The organism is Haloglomus salinum (genome assembly GCF_024298825.1).
GTDB lineage: Archaea > Halobacteriota > Halobacteria > Halobacteriales > Haloarculaceae > Haloglomus > Haloglomus salinum.
Window position 1 is genome coordinate 185105 of sequence record NZ_CP101153.1, and the last position, 26057, is coordinate 211161.

The 26057-nt window shown below is 67.1% G+C and carries 24 protein-coding genes; 17 read left to right on the forward strand and 7 right to left on the reverse strand.

Annotated features, from left to right (window positions below):
• Positions 1-54: 54 nt before the first annotated feature.
• Complete coding sequence (locus NL115_RS00835) at positions 55-2145, reverse strand: hypothetical protein (protein WP_254831343.1); 2091 nt, start codon at positions 2143-2145, stop codon at positions 55-57.
• Positions 2146-2269: 124 nt separating this feature from the next.
• Positions 2270-3100, reverse strand: coding sequence for an IS5 family transposase (locus NL115_RS00840; RefSeq protein ID WP_254833127.1), 831 nt, complete (start codon positions 3098-3100; stop codon positions 2270-2272).
• A gap of 202 nt (positions 3101-3302) precedes the next feature.
• On the opposite strand from NL115_RS00840, the gene NL115_RS00845 reads away from it, so the two are divergent.
• Positions 3303-3512 (forward strand): hypothetical protein, encoded by a 210-nt coding sequence (locus NL115_RS00845; protein WP_254831344.1) that lies wholly within the window; start codon positions 3303-3305, stop codon positions 3510-3512.
• A gap of 167 nt (positions 3513-3679) precedes the next feature.
• On the opposite strand, the gene NL115_RS00850 is transcribed toward NL115_RS00845, so the two are convergent.
• On the reverse strand, positions 3680-3889 hold the full coding sequence (locus NL115_RS00850) for a cold-shock protein (RefSeq protein ID WP_254823024.1): 210 nt from the start codon (positions 3887-3889) through the stop codon (positions 3680-3682).
• Positions 3890-4053: 164 nt separating this feature from the next.
• Between NL115_RS00850 and NL115_RS00855 the strand changes: the two genes are divergently transcribed.
• The 3 genes from NL115_RS00855 (at position 4054) to truD (ending at position 7399) form a co-directional block, all read left to right on the forward strand.
• On the forward strand, positions 4054-4323 hold the full coding sequence (locus NL115_RS00855; RefSeq protein WP_254831345.1) for a DUF7571 family protein: 270 nt from the start codon (positions 4054-4056) through the stop codon (positions 4321-4323).
• Between the two features lie 219 nt (positions 4324-4542).
• Entirely contained in the window at positions 4543-5808 is a 1266-nt protein-coding gene (locus NL115_RS00860) for a hypothetical protein (RefSeq protein ID WP_254831346.1), read from the forward strand.
• A gap of 199 nt (positions 5809-6007) precedes the next feature.
• On the forward strand, positions 6008-7399 hold the full coding sequence (gene truD, locus NL115_RS00865; RefSeq protein WP_254831347.1) for a tRNA pseudouridine(13) synthase TruD: 1392 nt from the start codon (positions 6008-6010) through the stop codon (positions 7397-7399).
• Between the two features lie 17 nt (positions 7400-7416).
• On the opposite strand, the gene NL115_RS00870 is transcribed toward truD, so the two are convergent.
• Positions 7417-7848 (reverse strand): type II toxin-antitoxin system VapC family toxin, encoded by a 432-nt coding sequence (locus NL115_RS00870; RefSeq protein ID WP_254831348.1) that lies wholly within the window; start codon positions 7846-7848, stop codon positions 7417-7419.
• Between the two features lie 20 nt (positions 7849-7868).
• Positions 7869-8219 carry a dimerization domain-containing protein gene (locus NL115_RS00875; protein WP_254831349.1) on the reverse strand — a complete coding sequence of 117 codons (351 nt, stop codon included), beginning with the start codon at positions 8217-8219 and terminating at the stop codon, positions 7869-7871.
• Between the two features lie 185 nt (positions 8220-8404).
• On the opposite strand from NL115_RS00875, the gene NL115_RS00880 reads away from it, so the two are divergent.
• Entirely contained in the window at positions 8405-9136 is a 732-nt protein-coding gene (locus NL115_RS00880) for a DUF2103 domain-containing protein (RefSeq protein ID WP_254831350.1), read from the forward strand.
• A gap of 120 nt (positions 9137-9256) precedes the next feature.
• Here the strand turns inward: NL115_RS00880 and NL115_RS00885 are convergent, their stop codons facing one another.
• Complete coding sequence (locus NL115_RS00885) at positions 9257-11170, reverse strand: winged helix-turn-helix transcriptional regulator (protein ID WP_254831351.1); 1914 nt, start codon at positions 11168-11170, stop codon at positions 9257-9259.
• A 148-nt stretch (positions 11171-11318) separates the two neighbouring features.
• Between NL115_RS00885 and NL115_RS00890 the strand changes: the two genes are divergently transcribed.
• Positions 11319-13523 carry an acetyl-CoA hydrolase/transferase C-terminal domain-containing protein gene (locus NL115_RS00890; RefSeq protein WP_254831352.1) on the forward strand — a complete coding sequence of 735 codons (2205 nt, stop codon included), beginning with the start codon at positions 11319-11321 and terminating at the stop codon, positions 13521-13523.
• A gap of 207 nt (positions 13524-13730) precedes the next feature.
• Here the strand turns inward: NL115_RS00890 and NL115_RS00895 are convergent, their stop codons facing one another.
• Positions 13731-14513 carry a helix-turn-helix transcriptional regulator gene (locus NL115_RS00895; protein ID WP_254823015.1) on the reverse strand — a complete coding sequence of 261 codons (783 nt, stop codon included), beginning with the start codon at positions 14511-14513 and terminating at the stop codon, positions 13731-13733.
• Positions 14514-14890: 377 nt separating this feature from the next.
• Between NL115_RS00895 and NL115_RS00900 the strand changes: the two genes are divergently transcribed.
• The 11 genes from NL115_RS00900 (at position 14891) to NL115_RS00950 (ending at position 26004) form a co-directional block, all read left to right on the forward strand.
• A complete protein-coding gene (locus NL115_RS00900; protein WP_254831353.1) occupies positions 14891-15613 on the forward strand; it encodes a hypothetical protein in 723 nt (240 codons plus the stop codon).
• 101 nt (positions 15614-15714) lie between these two features.
• Positions 15715-16143, forward strand: a complete 429-nt coding sequence (locus tag NL115_RS00905; protein WP_254831354.1) for a hypothetical protein — start codon at positions 15715-15717, stop codon at positions 16141-16143.
• A 2-nt stretch (positions 16144-16145) separates the two neighbouring features.
• Positions 16146-16988, forward strand: coding sequence for a PAAR domain-containing protein (locus tag NL115_RS00910; RefSeq protein ID WP_350355271.1), 843 nt, complete (start codon positions 16146-16148; stop codon positions 16986-16988).
• Positions 16989-17222: 234 nt separating this feature from the next.
• Positions 17223-17459 (forward strand): hypothetical protein, encoded by a 237-nt coding sequence (locus tag NL115_RS00915; protein WP_254831356.1) that lies wholly within the window; start codon positions 17223-17225, stop codon positions 17457-17459.
• A gap of 65 nt (positions 17460-17524) precedes the next feature.
• Entirely contained in the window at positions 17525-17764 is a 240-nt protein-coding gene (locus tag NL115_RS00920) for a hypothetical protein (protein WP_254831357.1), read from the forward strand.
• On the forward strand, positions 17761-18033 hold the full coding sequence (locus tag NL115_RS00925) for a hypothetical protein (protein WP_254831358.1): 273 nt from the start codon (positions 17761-17763) through the stop codon (positions 18031-18033). Before NL115_RS00920 ends, NL115_RS00925 begins: the two co-directional genes overlap by 4 nt.
• A gap of 138 nt (positions 18034-18171) precedes the next feature.
• Positions 18172-18645 (forward strand): ATP-binding protein, encoded by a 474-nt coding sequence (locus NL115_RS00930; protein ID WP_254831359.1) that lies wholly within the window; start codon positions 18172-18174, stop codon positions 18643-18645.
• A 141-nt stretch (positions 18646-18786) separates the two neighbouring features.
• The gene (locus NL115_RS00935) at positions 18787-19569 is read left to right on the forward strand and encodes an SDR family oxidoreductase (RefSeq protein ID WP_254831360.1); all 783 of its coding nucleotides are present in this window, start codon (positions 18787-18789) and stop codon (positions 19567-19569) included.
• A 344-nt stretch (positions 19570-19913) separates the two neighbouring features.
• Entirely contained in the window at positions 19914-22340 is a 2427-nt protein-coding gene (locus NL115_RS00940) for a DUF6517 family protein (protein WP_254831361.1), read from the forward strand.
• Between the two features lie 239 nt (positions 22341-22579).
• Positions 22580-24478: a CocE/NonD family hydrolase gene (locus NL115_RS00945; RefSeq protein ID WP_254831362.1), complete on the forward strand. Its 1899-nt coding sequence runs from the start codon at positions 22580-22582 to the stop codon at positions 24476-24478.
• A gap of 272 nt (positions 24479-24750) precedes the next feature.
• A complete protein-coding gene (locus NL115_RS00950) occupies positions 24751-26004 on the forward strand; it encodes an outer membrane protein assembly factor BamB family protein (protein ID WP_254831363.1) in 1254 nt (417 codons plus the stop codon).
• Positions 26005-26057: the final 53 nt, after the last annotated feature.

The following is a 26057-nucleotide window of genomic DNA, read 5'->3' on the forward strand; positions in this document are numbered from 1 at the left end:
CGGTGAGTCAAACTGGTAGAGTGGGCGGGCAATCCTTTTGCCTGATGGGCGGACTCAGTGGCCGGACCGGCGAGAATAGATTCCCACCGCAACCAATACCAAGAGCGCGGTGAGCAGCCCGAATCCGGCCCCCGTCTCGCTGGTCGCCGTGCTACCCGCGTCGGGAGACTGCTGTGACCGTTCGGTTGGTGTGTCCTGCCCCCGAGTGTACGTCACGGAGACGGTGGTCCGGTGGGTCATCTCGCCTGCGTGAATCTCGAGTGTGTGACTGCGCTTGCCGGCGTCCGATACAGCGGGATCGAAGACGGCAACGCCACTCTCGTTGGTCGATTGCCGTCGCTCACCAAGCCGGACAGTGGCGTCAGCAACCGGAGTACCACTCACCTCCGCGACCGATATGGCGACCGACCCATTCTCGACCGATGCAGTGGCCGATAGCGAGTCATCAAGCCCACCGTAATGAGTGACGGTGGTCTTGCTATTGTTGCGCTTGAATAGATAGAACTCACCGTCCCGAACCTGGACTGCACTCACACTTTCATCCGTTCGGAGGGAGGCCGGGAGCCGCCCCACAATCTCCTCGTGTTCGGGATCGTACACCGTGTAGTTCCCCTTGACGCGGCCGAAAGACCGCTCGCCGGCAATACGCGTGTTGTTGCGGGGGAACTGTGGGACGAGGACGAGGCCATCTTGTGTCACCTTCATCTGCTGCACGCGGCCGGGCGCGTAGGGGAGTTCGTCGACGGTTTCGTTCGTCCGGAGGTCGATGACCTCCGCGGGCCCGGAACTTCCGTCCCTGGCATAGATGTCGGCGGGTGAGACGACTACCGCGTAGTCACCACCAGCGCCGACCCGATAATCTCGGTAGGAGGGTGCCCAGCGGTCTTCGTGGGTTCCCGTCGTAATTCGCTGGGCGGCGATTTGACCTGTTTCAATGTCGACAATCCGGACGCCTCGACTGCGGTATTTACCGGATTTCGATCTGCCGCTCATCTTCACGACAGCATACTCACCATTCTGAGTCAGGAACTGGAAGTCGCTGAAATCACCACCGATACGCTCCCCATCGAGTTCTGTGAGATGAAAGCTAGTTGCTGACTCATTGTAGAGGGACATCGTGGCTCCTGTCCGCAGGTTAATCGCCCCGTTATGCCCATAGAGGGTGTTGTTGTGTCGTACGGCTGTCTCGATGGCCGTCTGGTTCAGTCGCCACTCTGCCTTGCCAGTAGTGACGTTGTACGCGACGAGATCGCTCCCGGCGATAATGACTGTCCCGGAGCCAACCCCGTCGTAGACGCTCGTCGGGCCGAAATCAGGGGGAGCAAAGGGAACGACATCGCTGTTTGCTGGGTTCCAGACGGGACGGCCCGTCTCTGCAGGCTGGTCGGTGAGCCCAACGACAGACTGGAAGATGATTGGATACCCCGTCTTCGAAACGCGGGGTTCATACGCCGCGACCCGGGCTTCAGTAGAGACATACTCCTCGCCCCTGACGGCCGAGATATTCTCAGGAGGCTCGACGACGTGATTCGTCCAGTCCGGGATGGCGAAATAGAGGTTCTGATTCGCCGTCATAACGTAGTACCCGCCTGCCGTTACGACCGCACTCGGGTCCGTCGTAATCGTCGGGTAGCCGCCAATAGTGGCATTCGCACGGCTGTGCCACGTATCCGTCTCGAGGTCGTAGGCGAAGGGACCGAACGTCGTCCCGACCGCTAGCGTCCCGCGGTCGGTGTATCGGACATGCTCGCTTCCTGGTTGAACGAAGTCACTAATATCCGATTCAGCCGTCGCCGCATATTGACCGACTAACAACTCTCGATTCAGAAACCGCTGGCCGTTCGGCCGAGAAACTGTATGGGCGGTACGCGTTGTTGCGTCGTAATAATAGAGGTGTGTCCCGTCGATCTGGTAGAACGCCGCGCGGTCGTCGGACGACTGCTTCAACCCGGTTTCGGTAGCAAACCCCCTCGTGGTGGCAGTCGTATGGCTGTCGTTGAGCGCAACCGTGTCTTCGACGGTCCCATTCACCGCAGCGACTGTGGATGACTGCTGTGTCGCATCAACGACTGCGTGCTGGTTAAGAGCAACAACACCTGTGGCCGGCACGATGAGTGCTGTCACGGTCAACAACGCAATCAGCATTCCCCCCCGTCTCCTCATGTGTGGGTACGTCCTCGGTGTGTCACATCATTCCATCGGAAGTTGAGATGAGATACGCGACCGACTCGTGCCCTCGGCCTTGTTTAGACGCTCGAAATCATCCGATTTAGACGGTGAGAGACTGCACGATGTTTCTGACGGCGGACTTTAGGACGATCTCTCGAAACTGACCGAACCACGTTCTGGCTTTAACCGTCGAGCCGAATCGCTTGCGAAGCGCGAAAAATATCGATTCGACGATAGACCGTCGATGGTACGTTTCATCATCTATCCGAGCATTGTGAGCGGCATCAAGCGAGTAGAACTCTCGATGCTTGATTACTGGTCTGATGCCTTCTCTACGCAATTTATGACGAAGTTTGTCCCAGTCGAAGCCTTTGTCGGCGACCACAGTACCCAAGCGGTCGAGATTTCTCGTAAGGACTTGCCACGCGATCTGTGTGTCGTGTGGAAGGTTCATCGAGCAGTGTACGTCGAGGATTGCTCTCGTCGAGCAATCCACGAGAAGCGTCGTTTTCACCGACTCAAACGTACCTTTGACACGTTTCGCGTAGTTATGGCTGGACGAGCGATGGGCGAGGCTGGTAGAGTCGATCGCCTGAATCTCTCCAGTATCAAACAGATTCACCGACAGCCGCAACAGCACTCGCCACACCCGCATCTTCAGTGCCTGCTTCCTGGCACAGACCGTGCTGAAGTCCGGTAGTTCCTCGACCGTCAATCCGAGTTTCTCCACGATATCAGGCATCTCACGGAGGATATCAAGGAGTCGTCGGTACGGAAGGTCGAGATACTCACGGAGTCCATGAAGGGCGACGATCACCCAATCAGCGTAGCCACCTTCCCCTTTCTTGACAGGCTGTTCTTCGGCGCTCCCGACAGCTTTTTGAGACAAAGCCACACATCGGTCGGTGAAGCGAGCGAGTTTCGAAGGCACATCGAACTCTGCTCGCTTCATTTCCTAGTATTCCCGACAATTAGGCAATATTACTAGCGTCTAAACACGGCCCGTGCCCTCTATTCAGCACGGCTTCGAAAACGTATCACCGAGTGAGGACGTTAGGAGAGCCCGTCAGTTTCGACGCGCGGCTACACACCCCTGGCGTAGTTCCAAATACCTCCAGTCCCAAGCGTCACGCATGCTCCGTCGCATCCTGGCCTGGCTGACCGGGCGTGGTGACGACGAGGCCGACGACGAGAGCGGCCGGTTCGTCCCCTCCGAACTCGATATCTCGGTCCGGGAGGCCCACGGCTCCGGGCGGGCCGAGGCCGAGCGCGAACTGGCCAGCATCGAGGCGCAGGCGCGACTGCTGGAGGAGAACGAGGACCAGCACGAGCCCGAGCGCTGAGGTCACTCGGTCGGTCGACCGCAGCACCGCCTGTGGCCGTGGCTCCGGAGCCGGTGGAGCCCGAGCGAGGAGTCGCGTCGCTCGGGAGTGTGAAAGAACGGAAACTGCGAACGGTCACGCCCATCGCGCGCTGCGGCGGGGAGCCGTCGGTACTGTCTGCGAAGGAGTTACTCGACGCGAACGAGGTTCGCCGCGCGCGGGCCCTTCGGGGACGACTCGATGTCGAACTCGACCTCCTGGCCCTCCTGCAGGTCCTCGCCGCCGACGTCGTCCATGTGGAAGAAGACGTCCTCGTCGTCGTCCAGGTCGCCGTCGTCAGTAGAGATGAAGCCGTAACCGCCAGTGTCGTTGAAGAAGTCAACTTTTCCGGTTGCCATTGCGAATAGATGTAACGTGGTCGCGGGGATAACCCTTCCGAGGGTCGAGTTACCACGACCCCCGACGACGCTGGGGGTGGACGAGGTCACGGGGAATCGCCTGCACACTTCGCCGCGGGGGGCAAGGCTTTGTGTGACCATCACATGGGGAGAGACGCATCGCCATGAAACCGTGTCAGAACTGTCAGGCGGTCATCGACGAGTACATCCTCGACAAACAACTCGAACCCCTGCGCGACCTCACGGTCGACGATTTCAACGTCTGCGCGGACTGCACGACGGTCGTTGCTGATGCGTGCGTGGAGTGTGGCGGCGCGGTGTACGTCCCCCGGAACATGGGCGGGACGCCGGACTACTGCCCGGCGTGCCGGTCCGACCTCATCGCTCGGACGGGTGAGGACCCCGGCTGGCATTGCGAACCCATGTCCTCCTGAACGGCGGCCCGGACCAGATATTCTTTCCCGAGGTCTCACCCGACAGAGCCGGGAGCAGGAACCTGCCGGTCATCCGTGGGTAGCCGTCGCGTTCATCCGGGACGTGAACACACCGCAAAGTGAACTCGCTGTTTGTTCCTCCGCCGGATTGAATATATATTCAGCCATCGGGGCGAGTGACGGTTCCATCGGCCCTCCAGGCCAGGGTACCCGCTACCAATGAAACTACGGAACCTCCTCACGGTCGCGCTGGTGGCGCTCCTTGTCGCGCCAGCGGCGACGGCCTACGTACCGACGGACAGTACGCCCGCACAGCAGGGCGAACCAGCAGCGGTCGCGACGGACGGCGCGTCGAACGGTGACGCCGCGGCGACCGCCCAGGAGCGCAACTACACGCGCCTCTACATCGAAGAGGGCTACCGCAGCAGCGAGGTCAGGCCCGGCGAGTCGACGACGTTCAACGTCACAGTCGGTAACAGCGAGGACGAGTCGGTCGAACTCGACCCGCACGTGGTCCTCCCGCAGGTCAGAGGCCGCCCGCTCGCGAAGAGCTGGGTCAGCATCGAGAGCGCGGACACGACGCTCGCGGCCGGCGAGGAGCGCACGTTCACGGTGACCGTCTCGGTCCCGTCGGACGCCGAACTCGGCGAGTACCGCGCGCTGGTCGCGTTCACGAACGAGACCGTCACCTACCGCCCGGGGCAGCCGGCGCGGCCGGTCCACGCGGCGACCATCAACGTCGAGGTGTTCGAAGAGCCGACGGTCAGAATCAGTAGCGACCGGTACTACCGCACCCAGGTCCAGGCCGGCGACGACTACACCTACCAGATCGAGGTCGAGAACACCGGCGAGCAGGCGGTGCCGCTGAACCCGACGCTGGAGACCCAGGAGACCCGGCGTCGCTATCCCGGCTCCGAGCAGACCGTCGAGCGCTCGTGGTTCGAGATCGACGCACCCAGCGAGGTCGCGCCCGGTGAGACCGCGACCGTGAACGTGACCGTGAGCCCGCCCGAATCCGCGAGCGTCGGTGACTACAATGCCGAGATCGACCTCGGGTTGCAGGACCCGGCCCGCCCGGACCGGGGCGACTACTGGCAGCAGGTCGACCTGCACTTCCAGGTCTGGACACAGCCCGACGAGCCCTTCGAGACGACCTTCGGCGTCAGCGACGACACCGAGAGCGCGTCGGTGACGCTGTCGACGGGGAGCCCGGCCAACGACCGGTCGGCCAGCTTCGACGTGACCTTCGTCGCGCCGAACGGCACGACGGTCGAGGCCGAACGGGTCCGCGTCACGAACGACGGCCACGTCTCCCTCGGCGGTGAGGGCCCGCGCGGCGAGAGCCAGGGACCCTACACCAGCCACGGGAGTCAGAAGGAGTTCGTCTACCGCATCGACGACCCGACCGAGGGGCAGTGGACCGCCCGGATCATGCCCCGGAACGCGGTGGACTTCCAGTACGAGATTACTCGCGACGAGAACTGAACGCCCCTCCCGGGGTGCCTGTCAGATTTTTTGCCGCGACTACCGTGGCCGACAGCCGGTACGAGAGAGCGGCGTCGCAACACCGAGAGGTGAGGCCGGCGGTCGCGAACCGACCGGAAAGACCGAGGCCCGTCGCCGGCCACGTCCGGTATGCACCCGACACACCGACCCGCGCTCCGTGACCGAGGTGGCGGTGCCGATGCGTGAGGCCGACCCTCGCGAGCGGGAGATGGGGATGGAGTGGTACGTCAGCGACGCCGACGGGACCGGTGGGGAGTTGCGCTTCGCCGAGGAGGATTTCGTCGTCCGTGAGCGCGAGCGGTTCGACGTGGACCTGCATCCCGCCGACGCCGACACAGGCGCCTATCCCCACCTCGTGTTCCGCGCGACGCTGCGTGGCTGGGACACCAACGACTTCGCGAGCGCGCTCTCGCGGAAGCTGGGGATGAGCCGCGAGCGCGTCTCCTGGGCCGGCACGAAGGACAAGCGGGCGGTGACGACGCAGCTGTTCTCCGTGCGGTACGAGGAGCGCGAGTTGCCCGAGCTGGGTGACGCCGATATCGAGGTCCTGGGCCGGGCGGGGCGGCCGGTCCTGTTCGGCGACCTCGCGGGCAACGCCTTCGAGATTCGCGTGCGGAGTGCCGACCACCCAGAGAACGCGGCTGCCATCACGGAGTCGCTCCGGGCGTTCGCGGCCGGGGTCGACACCGACGCGGGGGATGTCTCCGCGGACGACCCCGCGGGCGTGCCGAACTACTTCGGCCACCAGCGGTTCGGCTCGTATCGCCCGGTCACGCACCGCTGCGGACTCGCGGTCGTCCGGCAGGACTGGGCGGACGCGGTGATGACCTACGTCACGCAGACCGCCCCCGAGGAGCCCGCGGACACGCGCGAGGCCCGCGAGTTCGTCGCGGAGACGCGCGACTGGAACGCGGCACTCGACCGGCTGCCCGGCAAACTCCGCTACGAGCGCGCGATGCTCCACACGCTGGCCGAGCGTGTCGGCGAGGGCGAGCCGACCGACGAGGACTGGCGGGCCGCGCTGGAGTCGCTCCCGTCGAACCTGCAGACGATGCTCGTCAACGCCGCGCAGTCGTACGCGTTCAACCTGATGCTCTCGGAGCGACTGGAACGTGGCCTCCCGTTCACGGAAGCCGTGGCGGGCGACGTGGTCTGCTTCGCCGACCGAAGCCCCGAGATTCCGGACGACGTGGCGCTCCCGGACACGGACCGCCTCCAGCGTGTCGATGCGGGCCGCGTCGACACCGTCAATCGCCACTGTGCCCGCGGCCGGGCGTTCGTCACCGCGCCGCTGGTCGGCACCGAGACGGAACTCGCCGACGGCGAGCAGGGCGACATCGAGCGCGAGGTGCTGGACGAACTGGGCCTCGAACCGGGTGACTTCGACCTGCCGGGTGCGTTCGAGTCGACCGGAACGCGGCGAGCGATACTGCTACGGACGGACCTGGACGTCGAGCGCGTCGAGGAGGCCCCCGAGTCGCTGTGGTTCCGGTTCGCGCTTCCGAAGGGGTCGTACGCGACGGTGGTGTTGCGGGAGTACCTGAAAGACGACCCACTGGCGTTGACCTAGTCGGAGATGAGATCGCGTTAACGGCTGTCTGGATTCTCTCCGGTATCCGCCGGGACGCGGGTCATGCCGAGTGTCTCGAAATCCTCCTCGAACGCGAAGATGTGCTTGATATCGTATTCGGCGGAGAGGACAGCATTCATGTGGTCGACGAATGAGATTTGCTGGTCGTCGTACTGCTCGAACCGACGGGCAGTCCGCTCGAACAGCGGTTCGGTGACTTCCAGTATATTCATCGACGGGGATTCACGGATGTTCTGGAGTGCCCGGACCGCATCACGGTGGTTGCTTCCGTACAGCAGCACCGTGGCCGTTTCGGAGAGCACGTGGCGACTGGTGAACAGCGGTCCATAGGGATGGCTTCGGTCCTCGATTCCATCGATGACGGCGTTGGCGCGTTCGTGGTGGTCGTCGCTTTCGTCGTAGATCGCGACGAACGCGTTCGTGTCCACGAACAGCGGTCGCGGCTCTGTCACGTTCCCTCTCCGTACAGTAGTTCGTCCACCCGCTCGGAGAGGTTCTCATCACCCGAACGGAACGTGGGACGGTCGGTGAAAATCGGGTCGTCGGGATTCACCGGTGTCGGGTCCGCGGCGTCGAGGCGCCAGTAGACCATCCGGCCGGCCGTCTTGCGTCGCCCGAGCCGGCCCTGGTCGTATAGCCGGCCGAGCTTCCGCCGCGCCGAGTCGCTCGAGCAGCCCGTGGCCTCGGCTACGTCGCCCGTCGTCACCACGGGCCCTTCCACCTCGTCGAAGACCCCGAGCACGTCAGCGAGGCTGACCTCCTGAGTGAACCGTCCCGCATCGTTGCGATTTCGGCTCATACGTGGGGATTCATGCCAGGTAACTAAGGCCTTGCGCCGTTCCCAGTATGGGAATATCGCATGGATGCGTGCCGATTCAGATTCCCGCAGTGGTGCTGTCGCGGCTCGGGGGTCGTCCAGGGTGGGACCGGGGTACCGACGGCTCGAACCGCCCGGCTTATGCGCGCCCACGGCCACCACCCAGTATGGAGTGTCGCCAGTGTGCCACGCCACTGGAGCGCCCTGGCGACTTCTGTCTCACCTGTCGGACGGAGAACGCGGACCGGGTGGTCGTCGCCTGCGAGCGCGACCGCGCCACCGTGACGGTCCTGCTGGACGAGGACGTGGTCGCCGAGCGCACGGTCACCACGCGCCCCGAGAGCGACGGGGAGCGCGAGCCGGTCGAGTTGCGCAACTTCGCAGGCCGCATCGCCGACGAGATCCACCGCAAGCGCCCCGAAGAGGTGTACGCGGCCGGCAACCGGGACGTGCTGGAGGCCGTTCGCGAGCAACTGCACTACCCCCTCCGGCGTGTCGAGCCCCGGGGCGACCAGTCGGTCGTCGATGCCGTCCGGGAGCGGGCGGGCGAGCGGTCCCTGGAGGTGGTGGAGACGCCGCCCGACGAGAAACTCGGCGGCTCGCACACGACGCTGGTCGGCGGTCGCGACGGGATGACGGCGGTCCGGACCGTGGCCGCACACCCGCACGTGAAGAAGGTGATTCCCGGTCCCATCTCCGCCGGCGGCTCTGGTTCGCGCACCGGGCTCCGGGCGAAGGCGACCCGCGCCGACGAGAACGGCAACGTCAGACTGCTGATTCGAGACGGGTCGTCGGTGCAGGAGAACCGCGTCGTGACGACGGCGGGGAGCCGCGAGATGGGCGAGCGGGTCCGGGACGACCTCGACGAGTCGCTGCGGGAGGCCGGGCTACAGAGGTAGTCGGCCGTCTCGCCGCGCCAGCGAGCCCACGTGAAAACGTCGGCCCTTCTACCGGGGGGCGCAGTGGGGACTCACGGACCTGCACGGCGGCGTACCGACGCCGGGATACCCGGCCACGCCTCAGTCCGCCTGCGCCCCGGAAACGGTGTCCCCCTCGGTGCTCGGCTCGGCACCGTCGGCGCCGAGACGCTGCTCGGCCGCGTGGCGGCGACGTTCCGTCTCGGGGTCGAGTGCGGCGCGGGCGGCCGCCGAGAGCTTGTTCTCGACGGCGCGCCCGTTGCGTTCGCGGACGACGATGTCGTCGTCCTCGAGTTTCTGGAGGTGATGCGTCACGGTGGCTGGGGAACGGTCGACCGCCTCGGCCAGGCCGCTGACCGACGCCGGCTCCAGACGGACGAGCGCATCGAGGATATCCGCGGTACTCTCGTCGGCCATCGCCGCCGCCAGTTCGAGGTCGTCCGTGCCGGCGGGGTAGAACCGCTCGCAGTTGCGGATTCGGGCGGTCGCGACCAGCCCCTCGCGCTCGAGCACCTTCACGTGGTGGCGGGCAGTCGAGAGGTTCACGTCCGCCCGGTCGCTGACCGCCGTAATCGGCTCGCCGGGCTGGTCGCTGATGGCCTCGTAGACGTGCCGCCGCGCGTCGAGCTCCAGCGGGTCCGAGTCATCGTACCGGGAGTACCGGAACAGCGACAGCATCCGGGCGAGCCGGCCGTCGCCGGTCGCGAGTGCTGTCGAGGCGGCTCGTGCGGCCGCCGTCCCCGTCCCGGTCCCACCGACCATCGAGGTCTGCCTGGCCGCGATTCCCGCCGCACCGAGCAGTGCCGCCGTCGCCGCGCCGCCGGCCGCGGCGCCCTCGGGGGAAACCGGGAGCTCGCCGTCGAATCCGGACGGCACTGCACCAGCGGCCCTGTCGGTCGTGGCCGTGGACGTCTCGGTCCCGGACTGCTCCGTGGCCGGGGTGGCGGTGTCGAGCCGGCCCGTCCGCGCTCCCGTCGTGTCCGGCCGGTCTGCAGGGGCAGGACCGACGGGGTCCAGCTCGCCGTTCTCCCCGGCAACCGGTGTGGCCGTCACCGGGCTGGCGGTCGACGGGTCCATCGACCCCGAGTCGATGTCCGTGCTGTCGACGGCCTCCAGATCGTATCCCAGGTCCCCGACGCCGCTGCTGCTCGCCGAGAGCCGGAGCCCGTCGTCGCCGCCGATACGGAGGCCGTCGGTGAGTCCCACGGTGATGCCCTCGTCACCGCCGACCCGAATCCCCTCGCCGACCTCCGCGGTGACGCCGTCGTCGCCACCGACACTCACGCCCTCGCCGACCTCCGCGTGGATGCCGCTCTCACCGCCGACACTCACTCCCTCACTCACCCCGACGGCGACACCGTCGTCCCCACCGACGGCGATACCGTCGCGGCCCAGGGAGATGCCCTCGCTCCCGCCGAGTGCGAGCGACCCGTTCCCGGTGCTGACCGGTGACTCGCCGACCGTCAGGCCGGAGTCCGCCTCGTACCCCTGCTCCAGAACCGTCACGCCGTCACGCCCCGCCGACAGCACGCTTCCGTTCGCGACACTCACGCCCTCACCGACCTCTGCGTGGATGCCGCTCTCACCGCCCACACTCACGCCCTCGCCGACCTCTGCGTGGATGCCGCTCTCACCGCCCACACTCACACCCTCACCGACCTCCGCGTGGATGCCGCTCTCACCACCCACACTCACACCCTCACCGACCTCCGCGTGGATGCCGCTCTCACCGCCCACACTCACACCCTCACCGACCTCCGCGTGGATGCCGCTCTCACCACCCACACTCACTCCGTCACCGGGTTCGAGGGCGATTCCCGAGTCGCCGCCGAGGCTCACGCCATCCATCCCGAGGTTGATGCCCTTCGGCCCGCCGAGTTCCAGATTGGTCCCGTTCGTCGCGACGACGGTGTCGTCATCGTCGTCGGCTGCTGCGAGCGGGGCCCCCGACACGACCCCGACCAGCAGTGCGGTGGCGAGGAGGAAGTGGACTGCGGGCCGGACGGTTCGGCTCATCGCTGCTGGTGATGTACTGAACGCTCATTCACTTGAAACCCCGGCTCACATCGGCTCTGGTAGCCGGCTGCCCACGCACCGTCACGAGGGACGGTCCGAGGAGGAAGTAGCCGTCATTGATACGTCCGGGCCGAGAACCCGTCGACCAATGCCACCAACGGAGTTCGACGACGTGTCGGCGTGTGTCGACCGCATCGTCGACCGGCTCGGCCACGATATCACGGTCGCGACGCCGCTCGGGCTCGGGAAGCCGAACCACCTGCTCAACGAACTCGTCGAGCGGGCGCTTGCGGACCCCTCGCTCGACCTCACCATCTGGACGGCGCTGACGCTCTCGGAGCCCGGCTGGGAGTCCGACCTCGAACGCCGGCTGGTCGAACCGCTCGGCGAGCGGCTCTTCGACGGCTATCCCGCCATCAGGTACGACGAGCTGCTGCGTGAGGGCGACCTCCCGGAGAACATCGATGTCCACCAGTTCTACTTCCCGCCCGGTGACTTCCTGGGGAACCCCGACGCCCAGCAGCACCATCACAGTGTCAACTACACCCACGCCGCCCGGGCCGTCGCGACCGCGGACGTGAACCTGCTCGTCCAGCTCGTCGGGGTCGGCGAACGGGACGGCGAGCGGTGGTTCAACCTGGGGTCGAACCCCGACCTGAGCCACGAGGTGATCGAGATGCTCCGCGAGCAGCACGCGGGCGGCGACGAGGCGATGGTCGTCGGGCAGGTCAACCGGAACATGCCGTTCATGTACGGGGAGGCGCCTATCGACCCGGGCGAGTTCGACGCGGTGCTCGACGACCCGGCGTACGACTTCCCGCTGGTCGGCCCACCGCACCTTCCCGTCTCGACGGACGAGCACGCCATCGCACTGCGGGTCAGTGCCCTGGTCCGCGATGGCGGCACGCTCCAGATCGGCATCGGCTCGCTGGGCGACGCCATCGGCGCGGCCATCGAACTCCGCGACCAGCACAACGATGTCTACACCGACGCCATCGAGGCGCTGGGCGTCCCCGAGGACTGCCCGGACCTGCTGGCCGACTGGGGCGGTCGCGACCCGTTCGACGAGGGGCTGTACGCCGCCTCCGAGATGGTCGTCGAGACCTTCCTCCATCTCCACGAGGCGGGCATCCTCTCCCGGGAGGTCTACGACGATATCCACATCCAGCGGCTGGTCGACGAGGGTATCGTCGCGGACGGAATCGACCTGTCGGCACTCGACGCGCTGGTCGAGATGGGGGCCATCGACGAGGCGCTCGCTCCGGCGGACGTGGCCTACCTCCGGGAGTGGGGTGTCTTCCGGGACGCCGTCGCGTACGACGCGGGCGAGTTGCGGGTCGACGGCGAGACCTGCCCGGCCGACCTCTCCGACGAGGAGGCCCGGTCGGTCATCGCCAGCCACGCGCTCGGAGACGGACTGGCGAACGGGAGGGTGTGCCACGGCGGCTTCTTCCTCGGGTCCCAGGACCTCTACGAGCAGTTCCGGGAGATGGACGAGACCGAGCGCCGACGGTTCAGCATGCGGAGCGTGCAGTTCACGAACCAGCTCCGGCGAGGTGGAGACCTCGCTCGCCTGCAGCGCCGGGATGCGCGCTTCATCAACACGGGGATGAAGGCGACCGTGACGGGCGCCGTCGTCTCGGACGGGCTCGCCGACAACCGGGTCATCAGCGGCGTCGGCGGCCAGTTCGACTTCGTGAACATGGCCCAGGAACTCGACGACGGCCGGTCGGTCATCCTCGTCCGGGCCACCCGCGAGACGAGCGACGGGGGCGTCGAGTCGAACATCGTCTGGAACTACGGCCACATCACCATCCCGCGCCACCTCCGCGATATCGTGGTCACGGAGTACGGTGTCGCCGACCTCCGGGACCGCTCCGATGCCGCGGTCATCAAGGAGATGGTGAAGGTCGCGGATTCGCGCTTCCAGGCCGACCTCGTCGAGCAGGCGAAGGCCGCCGGGAAGCTCCCGGAGGACTGGTCCATCCCGCCCGCCTATCGCGACAACTACCCGGAGACCATCGAGTCCGCGCTGGAACCGTACGACGACCACCTGCCACGGTTCCCGCTCGGGACGGCGCTGACCGAGGAGGAGCAGGCCCTCGCCCGGGGGCTCCGGACGCTCCAGCGACAGGTCAGCAGGTTGCCCTCCTCGGTCGGGGCGGTGCCGTCGGCCGTGGAGTCACTGCCCTCGGCTGTCGGCTCGCTGGGGTCGGTCGGGAAGGGCCTGCTCGTTCCCGAGGCCGCGCGGCCGTATCTCGAACGGATGGAGCTCGACGAGCCGACCACTCGCCAGGAGCGGGTGTATCGCCACCTCGTCGCCTACGCGCTGGCGGAGGCCGACGCGATCTGACCGGCCCGCAGAAACGTGGGACCGCGACGCGGTGAGTGCCTGGAGGGCCACCCGAACGGGCACGCGCCGGCAGCATTACTCTGTATTCCCGTTCCGAGCGGCTGCCTCGCTCCGTGCGAATTACGACTACCCCTGGTCGAACGTCGCACGGGGGTGGGCGCGGGCACGCCGTGCCGCCGGCGCGTCGCTCGCCCAGCCACCGAGGCCTCAGGATTCGACGCTCGCGAGCGTAATCGGCTCGGCCTCGGCGCTCGCTCGCCGGTATCTCTCGGTGGCCCACTCGACGGCGGCGTCGGTGTCGTTCACCATGATGCCCCGGATGCCCCCGCCGCCGTAGATAACCACGCCGGCGTGGGCCTCGTCGGCAACCCACAGCCCGTAGGGGTGTGGGAGAGGCGTCCGGTAGAACTCGATTCGGTCCGTCTCGAGTGCCCGGGTCATCTCCGCCGCGTACACGTCGAACAACTGGTCGAAAACGGCCGGCTCGAAGACGAGTTCGACCTCCATCGACTGGTCGGCAGTCACCTCTTCGTGAACCGACGGGACATGACCGGCCAGCGCCTGGGGGACGAGCCCGTGGAGTTCGTCGGCGGCGCGGACCTGCTCGACGAAGGTCGTCACGGCCCGGTCCGGCAGAATATTGCCAGGCTCGTGAACCGTACAGCCATCGAGCATCGCCCGGCCGATGTCGATATCCGGGACGGCCCCGAGTACCGAGGCCGCGTCGGCGACGCCACTGACCCGTTCGGTGTAGTCGGCGTGGATCGCCTGTGCCGTTCGGCCGACGGATGTCGGTCGCCAGCGGCCGTCGTCGTAGCTGACGAGGCCGGCCTCGGCGAGTTCGCGCATCACGTCGTCGAGCGTCGACCGGGGTATCTCGAGTCGCTCGACGAGGTCGCGCTTGTCGTCGACCCCGTCGACGACCGCCCGCAGCACGGCCCGGCGTCTGAGCAACAGTCGCTGGAACTCGTCGTCCGGCGTGCCGGTCATACCCGTCTCTCCGGGGCGGGCCGGCATAGTGGTGGGTGATATCCGGCCCACACCGTCCTGCGGCCTACCTCCTCGCTCCCCCTGTCCGCGGGTGAGGCGTGGTGGCTTCTCACCGGCGCCGGTTCCGCGCCGGGATTTATGCCACTGGGCGAGTGAACGTGTCCCACATCGCGCCCGGTCGCGTCCGTCGTGGCTGGGAACCGTTGGCCGGTACCTTGCCCGAACACGATATGTGTCCGACCCCCCGCGAATCGACCGACGTAGCGCCGACGGATGGTGAGCCCCCGGCTTCCGAGCCGCCACCTGCCGAGGCGGACGCAGAGCCGACCAGTTCACGCGCCACCGACGCGGGGTCCGCTGGCGTCGCTGCCACGGCCGTGGCTGACCGGCGCCGGTTCCTGCAGGCGCTCTCGGCCTCTGCAGTCTCGACCTCGGTCGCCGGGTGCGGGCAACTCGACCTGGGCGAGGGGGCACCACTCGACGACCTGTCCCCCGGCGACAGAACCGACTACTCCGGCGCCTTCCGCTTCGGCGACGCGTACCGGATGCGGGTGACCCGACCGGGCGACGGAGCGCCGCTCACGGTCGCGCGGTTCGACGGCGACGACCGCTACCTCCGGCTCCCGGAGAACGGCGCCGAGCCGGCTGTCGAGTCCTACATCGTCGACGGGGACGGGTACGTGGTCGTCGACGGGGATTGTACCAGATATCCGGACGTGGATTCCGGGACGGAAGCCCTGGTCTCGGTCGCCGAGCAGCCCGGGGGCGACACCGGGACGCCCGAGCTGGAGGTGACGGAGACCACATCGCTCGACGGCCGGGAGATGCTCGTCCTCACCGTTCCCGCCGCCGACGTTGCGGCAGGGACTCCCTCCGGACCCGCCGACGGGCCCGGCTCGGGGCAGAACCGGACGCGGACCCGCGACGGGAACGAGGACGAGGCAAGCATGGGAACACACGGCCGGATGACGTACTACGTGGACGCCGAGACGCGGTACCCGCGCCGACTGGAGACGGGGGCGACCGTCGTCGACTACCGCTCGTGGGGGGATGTCGAGCCCATCACCGTCCCGGACCTGGACTGTACCACCGTCGAGTGAGCGCCTCTCGGCAGCGACCTGGGGGTTGTCCTGGGGTGACGTGGCTGGCGGCCCCGAACGGCACCATGAGTTTCTTGATACCACCTACCAAACACCCACGCATGTCAGTAGATGGGGGGAGCCCCGAAGATATCGGGTGGCAGATCGATATCGACGACGAGGCCGAGGAGTTACGGCTGGAGCATCCGGCGTCGGGGTCCGTGTACCGGCTCGACGCCGAGGGCGGACTGCGGGTCTCCGGTGAGGGCCCCGAAGACATCGAGGGCGCGGGCGAGGCGCTACAGGACCTACAGTCGACGCTTGCATCGGCGCTCGAGGCGGAACAGCAGCGCAGCGACGCCAGCGCCGCATCGGAGTCGGCGCAGTCGTCGTGCCGGGTCGAGTGCAACCAGCAGGGGGAGGTCGTCATCGAGAGTCCGACGAGGATATCGCTGGACGCGCCGACCATCGACATCTCGGCGGACGCCCAGCTCACGACCACCTCGGCGGGAATCCTCACCCTGCAGGGCTCGCTCGTCAAGATCAACTGACCATGCCACCGGGAGTCAGAGTCAGCGACATGACCGCCCACGGGACACCGCTGAACGGCGTCGGGAGTCCGAACGTGCTCATCGGTGGCCTCCCGGCGTGGCGGGCCGGGGCCGATGTCCACAGCTGTCCGCTGTCGACCGGCCCGGTCCCCCACGTCGGTGGCTCGGTCGTGACCGGCAGTACCACGGTCCTGATAAACGGCTATCCCGCGGTGCGTGTCGGCGACACCATCGCGGAGAATGGCCCTCCGAACACCATCGTCTCCGGAGCGTCGACGGTGCTCATCGACAGCGGGGGGTCGGCGACCACGACCGACGAGTCGGCCTCCGAGAGCGGGGAGTCGTCGTCGGATTCGGCCGACGCCACCTCCGACGGTGAGGCGTCGTCGGTCGCCCCGCCCGACCTGCCGCCCACGGGGGCCATGGCTCCGGTCGAGCCGGTGTGGGTGCTGGAGCTGTACGAGCGACTCGCCTCGTACATCGAGCGATACAACGGCGCCATCGCCGGGGCCGAGCTCGGCGCCGCGCAGGAGCAACTGGCGAGCGAGCAGGTGAACCTGCGCGTGACCGCCGCGGAGGGGGTGGCAGAGTTCTCGTTCGTGACCGACGGACAGACCCGGATCGGGTCGTTCCAGCGGGGCCCCCGCGACGACGCGACCATCCGCATGGAGACCGACCGCGAGACCGTCGAGCGTATCGAGGCCGCCGACCGCCCCGCCCGGGCGTTCCGGGACGCGCTGGTCGATGACGACATCTCCATCGAGGGCATCGGGACGGTCAACCAGGTCAAGTGGACGATCGCCGAGTTCGCCGAGGAGGTCGCAGACCTGCTCGGGTTCGTCTGAAAATAGTGGTCCCTGTTCTGGTGCTGGACCGGCCTGTAGCCCGTCGTTTGGAGGTCTACCGGCCACACCCGCACCACCTGGCGAGCGTCTCGTCACCGGGTCGCAGGGGTTCAGCTGCGACTCCCTACGGCGGGACGGGTCGCCGGAGGCTCGCCGCCTCCGTGTATCCGTATCGCGTCCCGGTAGTGGCCAGTTGGGGCGAAAGGGTATCCCGGCAGGGCCCGTAGAAGAGCCGTGACGGAAACAGGCGACCAGGCGGCGGCCGGCGGACTCCAGCGGAATCTCGACGAGAGCGGGCTCGGACTCGCGTCCCTGGCCGCCATCGGCTCCGTCGCCCTGGCGCTGTACTACGTCCGCAGCGACACACAGCGCGGACAGTTCATCGGGCTGTGGCCGGCGACCATCCTCGGCCTCGCCAGCTACCGCGAGCCGGACGCGCTCCAGCGGCTGGTCCAGCAGGCCGACGACTGACCCATCGGCCACCGGTTGTACCGCTCCCGACACCCAGTCGCGAATCCGACGATACCCCCTGTGCCATGAACTCAACACTCACGACGACACTCCAACGACTCGACCTCGAGACCAGAATCCAGTACGGCCTGATGTTCCTCTTCGGGAGCCTCTGCCTGCTCGCGGCGATCGCGCCCCTCGAGTTGCTGGTCAAGGCCGTAATCGTCTCCACGCTGTTCGGCTTCACGGCCGGCATCTGGGTCTCCCATCTCGTACAGATCGTCCAGCAGGCCGCCGAGCGACAGCAATCGGGGACCACGCAATGAGTGCCGACACCGTCGACGAGGAGTCACAGTCCTCGACGTTCCTGACGAGCATCGAGTTCCTCACGGGTGAGGACCCGAGTGCGGGGTCGTTCCTGCTGGTCGTCGGCATCGTCACCTGCCTGTTCATCGCGGTCTTCCAGTTCACGCTCCCGTCGCCGATCTCGATACTGTTGACCGGGCTCGTGCTGGTCGTCGCCGTGATCAGCTTCCTCATCGGGGCGGTGCTGGATGCGCTCGACTACTTCGACACGCCGCCCGTGAACGACTGATTCGTCCGCTGCCGACGCGCGGTCGCGGCACTGTCGAACCGGCCGTCGTAAACAATTCCAGAATAGGCTATTCTGGATTAGGCTATCTGAGATTAGTTTAGCTGGAAGCATTACGACCTCTCGATTCGACGGTCGGGTATGGACGGCTTCGTGGACCGTGAGGTGGAACTCTCCCGGTTGCGAGACTGCTACGATTCGGATGTGGCGGCGCTGGCGGTCATCTATGGCCGGCGTCGGCTCGGAAAGACACAGCTCGTCCGGCACTGGCTCAGCGAGCGTGACGACGCCGTCGTCTACCCGGAGGAACCCTTCCTCGATATCGGACGCTGGTGGTACCAGGAACACGAAGTGGATGTCGTCGGGTTCACCGATGCGGGCACGATGGTCGTCGGGGAGTGCAAGTTCACGAACGCGCCGCTGGACTACTCGGCACTCGCTTCGCTGGAGGACCACGCTGCGGAGATCCGGTGGACGCCACTCGGGGGCGGGGACCCGGATATCGAGTACGCGTTGTTCGCTCGAAGCGGCGCAACCCGGTCCGTGCGGGAGGCCGTCGCCGAACGTGGGGACCTCCAGTTGTTCGGCCTCGAGGACGTGACGGAGAACGCGTAATCACCGTTCACGTTCGCAGCACCAGTAGGCGATAGCATGGGGCAGGGTGCTATCCTGCTCGTGCAGCTACGATAGCATCTCGCAGATGTACCGGACTCGTTCGGGGCTAGTCCTTTGGACATCTGGGAGCTACTCAAGTGTATGAGCCAACCGCACCGGACGCTGGTGACCGGGGGCACGGGAACGCTCGGGCAGACGTTGGTGCCCCGACTGCAAGAGGCGGGGCACACGGTTCGGGCCACGAGTCGCTCCGCTCGGTCCGGAGATGACGTGGAGTGGGCGCAGATGGACCTGGCGGATGGGACCGGGATTCGCGACGCCGTCGCTGGTGTCGATGTGATCATCCACACGGCGAGTGACCCACTCGGAGACACCGAGGCGGTGGATATCGAGGGGACGAAGCGCCTCCTCGACGCCGCCGCCGAGGCGGGTGTCTCGAACTTCGTCTACATCTCGATCGTCGGCATCGAGAACATCCCGTACTCGTACTACGAGGCCGAACTGGAGGCCGAACGCGCAATCGAATCGAGCGACGTGCCTTCGACGATCCTCCGGGCGACCCAGTTCCACCCGTTCGTCGACGAGATGCTCGGGATGGTCACGCGGCTACCGGTCTGGTTGTTGCCGACCGAGATGCGGATCCAGCCGGTCGATACCGGCGTCGTCGCCGACCGGCTGGTCGAACTCGCGACGACCGAGGCGAGCGGGCGGCCGGACCCGGTCGGTGGCCCTGAGGTCCGGACCGTCGGCGACCTGGCGACGGCCTATCGCGAGGCACGCGGCAGTTGGCGACCGGTCGTTCGGCTACCGATTCCGACCGCGACGTTCGCCCGATTCCGCGAGGGGGCTGCGACATGTCCCGACCACGCTGTCGGGTCGGTAACCTGGGAGGAGTGGCTGGAAACCGAATACGGAGCGCGCTGACCAGTGGCGTTCGACCACGGACGCCCCGCACAGGTGGACAAACCCTAACGAGGAGGGCACAGACCGGAGTACCGGCGACGGGAAACGTGCCTCCGTGGGCCGACAGAGCCACCACCCCCAGCCGAGGAATCCCACGGCTTCAGCCCGGGGGATGGCAAGAAGCAGGCGAGCGTACGATGCTCGCCGAGTTCGCACCGGTCCTCAACCGGCTCGTAGGCGTCGATCTCGTCGATAACCTGCAACGACTTCTCGCGTTCGACCCCCCGGCAGCAGCAATTCGGTTCAGTCGAAATTCCATGCACCCAACCACTAGATTAAACCAGGAGGAAGATACTCGATTTCTCATGGGGGTTGATACCAATGCGGTTGGAGGCGGGGACCCGGCCGACGAAGGGCGTCGACGACTTCTCCAACTCGTCGGCGCGGCGACGGTTGCGGGACTGGCAGGCTGTTCGGCCACCGAGCGGCGGTCGGCAGGGCCGGTCGCACTCGACGGGGAGGGTGAGGCTGCAGCCTATCGGCTGGAGGAGGCAACCAAACCCACGCGGACGCTCTCCCCGGACGCGGTCGATTTCGAGCTGACGATCGAGAGTCAGGTCGCAAGTTATCACCGCAGCGGTACTGCGTTCCTCTCGGATGTGGGCGTCGGCCTGCTGGCGACGCCGCCAGCCAAGGAGGCGGGGCAGACGCTGAACCCGCTCGCGGCCCGTTCGCTCGGCGACCTGATCACCAGCGATATCGGGCGACCGCTCGTCGAGAAGCTCGGCGTCGAGACCGACTGGGCGGATTCGCCGACGAAGCTGGGCGAGCGGTCCGGGACCCTGCTCGGGATCGGAACCACCATCCAGACGTTCGCCGGGCGGACCACGGGTGGCGACCTGGTGTTGCTGAATCTGACCAGAGTCGAGCACGACGGGGACGCGGTCCTCGTCGGTGACGGTCGCAGCCGAGCGCTGGAGGAGGGGGAGCAGTCCCAGTCGGCAGCTGCGCTCGTCTCCGGGAACGAGCAGCGTGAAGCCGCACAGTCACTGGCCGACCTCCTTCCGCACGTCGTCCGGGAGTCGCCCAGCACCCCGGAATCACCGACCCCGACCCCGACGCCCACACCGACACCCACCCCGGGCGACGAGCAGCCGCCGGCACGCGTGCCGATTACATCGGTCCCGGACACGCTTCGCCGGCGGGTGGCCAGGTTCGTCGAGCGAGCCGCTGGCCAGCGGGAGACGTGGCCCGATGGTGCCACACTCGGGGAATCCGCCCACCGCGTCACCCGGCCGGATGTCGAGGGCGTCGCCTACTACGAGATCGAGATCGAGCCGCAAGGGTTCGTCCTGGCCGCGACTGACGAGCACGACGCACCGATCCCCCACTGGAACGCCGACAGCCGACCCATCGGGCGCGTGCTCGAGGAGCAGGCCGAGGGCGGGCCGCTGGCGTGGGTCGTCTGGATCGACCGGCTCCGATACGTCGGCGAGGATCCGGACGGGAACCGCATCGCGACACGTGGCCGGGCCGTGCCCCGGATCGAGAACGTCGAGGCACTCACCGATGTCCCGGACGCAGTCACGGCAGTTCGGTACGGTCCGGAGGACGAGATGGCGAATGACGACCAGGTCACGGAGGACTACGAGGGGACCCAGCTCATGGCGGAGAACGAGGTGGACCCGCCTGATATCTCGTTCAGCGAGTGGGAGTCCCACAAGCAGCTGCAGGAGAACTACGAGGACGCGTACGGGCCGTTGCTCGCTGATCTCCGCGAGCGAGCGGCGGAGGCGTGGGCCACCTACCGGGAACGAGGCGGCGAGAACAGGGACATCGGGGTCGACAGGGAGGTTCGGGAGCCGCTGCTGTCCGGGCAGCGGGTGGCCGCGATAGAGGAGCCGACGCGAGAGGCGTTCCGTATCGAGCGCGAGCTCGACGACTTCGGCCACGACACGCTCGTGATCACACCGACCGAGGCCGCGACCGCGGGCGACGCGGTGCGATTCGTCCTGGAGGACGATTTCGGTGGTCGCGAGCGAGTCGCGTATTCCGCAGTCGACCCGGCCGACGACCCCGTCGAGTCGGTCGACCTGTCCGTCGTCGAGGATGCCGTGCCGACGACCACCGAGGGGATGTCGGCCGTGACTCCGTCCTGGGCCGGCGGTTCGCGGCTCCAGCCGTGGTTCTACCAGTTCGATTACCAGGGCTGCCCGGTCGGCTGTGGCCCGGTCGCGTGGGCGATCCTGTTCGCCTGGTGCGACCGGCAGGCCGACGGCGGCAAGTTCAACAGTACCTGGTGGCCGCGGTGGGGTCTCTATCGCCGTAATGGGGGCTACGGTGCGGATGCCGTCGCCCCGAAGAACCACGATTCGAACCCGCGGATCGGCTCCACCGGCCTCCGGAACATGATCAAGGAGCTGAACGGGCACCTGAACGTCTTCTGTCTCGGGGACAACGGCGCGACGGCCCCGTGGGATATGGACAACGCACGCGAGTACCTCTGGGGCCGGACCGGGACGGACCTGGAAGTTCGCTACCACGCCGGGGGCTTCCCGAAACAGCGGTGCAAGGTGGAGACTGCAGAGTCGATCAGTGGGGCCGCGAACGGCAAGGAGGCGACGCCGGTCGTGGTGGGGAAGGGCTGGCTGAGCCACTATCCCGTCGCGTACGCCTACCGGAACGACTGGATCGACGACGTGAAAGTCAACAACGGCTGGGGCCCGAACCACGACGAGCGGACGGAGTGGATCTGGGCCCAGTCCTGGTTCAGCGGCGAGACGTACCCCTGATCCGGTCGGGTCGGGACCGGTTTTCGCATCGATGTCGGGCGTGCGCCCCGCGAGACCGACTGTTGAGGACGCGTTACCAGCGTGTGCCCGATATCGAGGCACGAGCTGCCCCCCGTCGAATCGGGTGTCCGAGACTCGGCGCCCACGAATCAGATGGCCTCGTTCGCCCTTCGAGGACGGCATAAACGGACCCCGATAGACGGCAGAACCGTTTTTGACGACTCCAGCGAGGCCGTGGTGTGACATCCGATAGCATCTCTCGCCGGGGCGTCCTCTCGGCACTGACCGCGACCGGGGCGGCTGCCGCTGGCTTGCCTGGTGCGATGGCGACCGACCCGGTCGCCGACGATAACTTCGAGGAACGCGAGTGGGGCTACGTCCACCAGGAGTTCGAACCACCGCCGCGCACCGCTGCGATACTCGAGAAGGACGGCTATACGGGTGCGAGCACACAGCGCCCGCCGACACATTACCTCCGGATGCGTGATGGCGTGCTGCTCGCCGTGGCCGTCCATCCGCCCGAACGGAACTCGAAGAACGACCACATCCTGGTCCGGGCCAGCATCCGAGGCACCGGGTGTTCGGGCGGCCAGTTCAACCTGTTCGACCGCACGCATGCCAAGGACGGCCGCGAGGTGATCGAGTGGATCGCCGACCGGCCCTGGGCGCTCGACCGGGTGGGGCTGTTCGGGTCGTCCTACGGCGCCATCACGGCGCTTCTGGTCGCGACAGCACAGCCGCCCTCCCTGGCGGCCCTCATGGCCATCAAGGGCCTCGGCGATGTCTACCGCGATATCGCGTATCCCGGCGGCATCGGGAACGCCGGTTTCCCGGTTGCGTGGTCGGCGGCCCTCCGGCCGGCGATGGCGGCCCAGGGGTCGGCCGAGGGCATCCGGAGCGGGGACCGCATCTGTGCCGAGAACACCGCGACTCGGCCACCACAGGACCCCCGCGACGCCGCCGCGACCTGGGCGACGTACCCGATGGACGGGCCACGGTACCGGGTCCGGTCGGCCATCGAGTACGCCGACCGCATCGACGTGCCGACGTACCTCGCCTATGGGATGCAGGACGAACAGACGGGGCCCCGCGGGAACCCGAACCTGTTCCACGAACTGAGCCCCGAGCCCGCATCGCCGCCGGGGACACCGCCCGGCCTGGATCCGTTGCACGAGGAGCCGAAGCTGCTGCGTGTGGTCAACGGCTATCACGCGACGGTCGCCTCCGATCCCCGCGGCTGGTTCGACTACTGGCTGCGCGGCGAGGAGACCGGTATCATGGACGAGCCGCCGGTTCGGGTCCGAACCGGGGTCAACACCGACGACGCCGAGGTGGCCTGGGAGATGGACTCGTTCCTCCAGCCCGATGTCGACTGGACGCGGTTCTATCTCGGGGAGGCGGGATCGCTGTCGCGGACTGCGCCCGATTCAGAAGGGACCGACCGGTACGTCACCGGGAGTCCACGCCAGTCGTGGGTGTTCAGCGGCGGCAACACGGGCAGCGAGGTGCTGCTCGCCGACGGACCCGACGTGCTGACCTACCGGTCGCCGGCGTTCGAGACGCCGACCCGGATTGCCGGCCCGATCACCGCGACGCTGCACGCCAGCACCACGACGCCCGGGACCGATGCCCCGCTCCGCGGGACGAGCACGGACTTCTTCGTCCGGGTCGCCGACGAGTTCCCGGACGGGAGCGTTGTCCCATTACAACGGGGCGTCCTTCGGGCGACCCACCGCCAGCTCGACGAGGAGCGCACGCTGTACAACGACGACGGCGAGATCGTCCGTCCGTACCACCCCCATACGAATCGCGAGACGATTCTCCCGGGCAAGGTGTATCGCTACGATATCGAGGTGTGGCCGCTCGCGCATCTGCTTCGTGAGGGCCACCGTCTCGTCGTGCGGATCCACTCGCCACCAGCGACCGACGGCATCTGGTCGTACGAGCCCCTCGACACCCCTGGCGTGAACACGGTCCATCGGTCGTCCGAGTACCCGTCCAGCGTGTTGTTCCCGCTCCAGGAGTGGCCGGAGAACGAGCCCCTCCCTCCGAAGCAGGACTGCGGCCAGCCCGAGGGGTATCGCTGCGTCAGTGGATACGACTCGGGAGTGGGTGTCGAGATGAGCGACCCGGTCTGATCTCACGCAGTGACGCTCCCCTCTGCATTGCAACGGTCTCGTGGTTCGGGTCCTCGATTAGCTCCCGGTGGTCGGGCTGTATCCGGCGGCCCAGAGTGAACGATCGGCGTAGTCCAGCCAGCGGGTTCGCTCGAGCCAGCCGTTGTTCCTGCTAGGACATCGTCGTCAGCCGATGCAACGGATTGCGTGAGTGGTTCGATTACCCCCGTGGTGGCTGCGCAGTCGAGTCATCCACAGGTGTTTTTGGGCTGGTTCGGGTTCCTCCGGCACGGATGAGCGGAGGAACCGATTCGGGGGTGGAGCGGTGGCGTTTCGAGGCCGATGATTACCTGCGGTCCTCGCCAGCGGCAGTCGATGGCACCGTCTACGTCGGCGTCATCGGTGGCAGCCTCTACGCGGTCGACGCGACAACGGGAAGCCAGCAGTGGTCGTTCTCGTCCAGGCATGGAGTGACCGCCACGTCCGCGCCGGTGGTGGCTGACGGCACTGTCTACGTCGGGACCCGGGACCGGCACCTGTTCGCGGTCGATGCCGCCAGCGGGACCGAAGAGTGGCGGTTCGAGACCGATAACTGGGCCACCAGCACGCCGGCGGTGGCCGGTGACACGGTCTACATCGGGACGCGGAGTGGAACCCTGTACGCCGTGGACGCGGACCGGGGTACCGAGCGGTGGCGGTTCACCTCGGACCGGCGCAAGTACTCCTGGCCAACAGTGGCTGGCGATACCGTCTACTACGGCGGTGACGGAATCCTGTGGGCGCTCGACGCGACCACAGGAACCGAGCGATGGCGTTTCACGCACGAGACGGCCGTCAGGAGTCCGACCGCTGCCGTCACGAACGGGGAGGCAGTCTACACCGGCGGCAACGGGGGAGTGCCGCTGTGTGAGCTAGACCCGGTCACTGGGGATGAACGACGGCGGCTCGTTCCGGAGCCGTTTTCGATGGACACCTGGGCGAGTGCGCCGCCGACGGTCACCGACGACACGCTCTACGTCGGCGGCGGCCGCCGGTTGTACGCACTGGATACGGCGACTGATGAGGTTCGGTGGGCCTGCGAGCTCGATCGGAACAAGATTATCGCACCACCAACGGTTGCTGACGGCGTCGTCTACGTTAGCGCGGTCCACTCGTCGAGCACGGCCGGCAGCGTGTACGCGGTGGATGCAGCGGACGGAACCGAGTACTGGCAGTTCAAGGCCAGAGACGAGATCGCGGCTGCGCCGACGGTGGCCGACGGCACCGTCTACGTCGGGGGCGACGAGGGCACCCTGTACGCGATCCAGGCCGAGAGGGGGGCCGCGACGGGTGATGCCACACAGGCCGGCGGCGGTGACGCAGGGGCCGACACGCAGGTGGACGCCGATGCCGGCTGCCCGAGCTGTGGGGCCGCCCTCTCGGGCTATGACGACCCGTCGTTCTGTCCGGAGTGTGGTGGCGACCTCGGCGGCTGTCCGGAGTGCGGTGCCGACCTGTCGGACCGTGGGGAGGCCCCCTTCTGTCCGGACTGCGGTACCCGAATCTGACTCTAGGCGCGAACACCCCGGGGTCGTCGGAAGGCTCCGTCCTCAGGAGGCAG

Bases quoted from the DNA above. Each gene is read 5' to 3' on its own strand.
- NL115_RS00835 (WP_254831343.1), bottom strand. From the start codon at position 2,145: ATGCTGATTGCGTTGTTGACCGTGACAGCACTCATCGTGCCGGCCACA.
- NL115_RS00845 (WP_254831344.1), top strand. From the start codon at position 3,303: ATGCTCCGTCGCATCCTGGCCTGGCTGACCGGGCGTGGTGACGACGAG.
- NL115_RS00850 (WP_254823024.1), bottom strand. From the start codon at position 3,889: ATGGCAACCGGAAAAGTTGACTTCTTCAACGACACTGGCGGTTACGGC.
- NL115_RS00855 (WP_254831345.1), top strand. From the start codon at position 4,054: ATGAAACCGTGTCAGAACTGTCAGGCGGTCATCGACGAGTACATCCTC.
- NL115_RS00860 (WP_254831346.1), top strand. From the start codon at position 4,543: ATGAAACTACGGAACCTCCTCACGGTCGCGCTGGTGGCGCTCCTTGTC.
- truD (WP_254831347.1), top strand. From the start codon at position 6,008: ATGCGTGAGGCCGACCCTCGCGAGCGGGAGATGGGGATGGAGTGGTAC.
- NL115_RS00875 (WP_254831349.1), bottom strand. From the start codon at position 8,219: ATGAGCCGAAATCGCAACGATGCGGGACGGTTCACTCAGGAGGTCAGC.
- NL115_RS00880 (WP_254831350.1), top strand. From the start codon at position 8,405: ATGGAGTGTCGCCAGTGTGCCACGCCACTGGAGCGCCCTGGCGACTTC.
- NL115_RS00885 (WP_254831351.1), bottom strand. From the start codon at position 11,170: ATGAGCCGAACCGTCCGGCCCGCAGTCCACTTCCTCCTCGCCACCGCA.
- NL115_RS00890 (WP_254831352.1), top strand. From the start codon at position 11,319: ATGCCACCAACGGAGTTCGACGACGTGTCGGCGTGTGTCGACCGCATC.
- NL115_RS00895 (WP_254823015.1), bottom strand. From the start codon at position 14,513: ATGACCGGCACGCCGGACGACGAGTTCCAGCGACTGTTGCTCAGACGC.
- NL115_RS00905 (WP_254831354.1), top strand. From the start codon at position 15,715: ATGTCAGTAGATGGGGGGAGCCCCGAAGATATCGGGTGGCAGATCGAT.
- NL115_RS00910 (WP_350355271.1), top strand. From the start codon at position 16,146: ATGCCACCGGGAGTCAGAGTCAGCGACATGACCGCCCACGGGACACCG.
- NL115_RS00920 (WP_254831357.1), top strand. From the start codon at position 17,525: ATGAACTCAACACTCACGACGACACTCCAACGACTCGACCTCGAGACC.
- NL115_RS00925 (WP_254831358.1), top strand. From the start codon at position 17,761: ATGAGTGCCGACACCGTCGACGAGGAGTCACAGTCCTCGACGTTCCTG.
- NL115_RS00930 (WP_254831359.1), top strand. From the start codon at position 18,172: ATGGACGGCTTCGTGGACCGTGAGGTGGAACTCTCCCGGTTGCGAGAC.
- NL115_RS00935 (WP_254831360.1), top strand. From the start codon at position 18,787: ATGAGCCAACCGCACCGGACGCTGGTGACCGGGGGCACGGGAACGCTC.
- NL115_RS00940 (WP_254831361.1), top strand. From the start codon at position 19,914: ATGGGGGTTGATACCAATGCGGTTGGAGGCGGGGACCCGGCCGACGAA.
- NL115_RS00950 (WP_254831363.1), top strand. From the start codon at position 24,751: ATGAGCGGAGGAACCGATTCGGGGGTGGAGCGGTGGCGTTTCGAGGCC.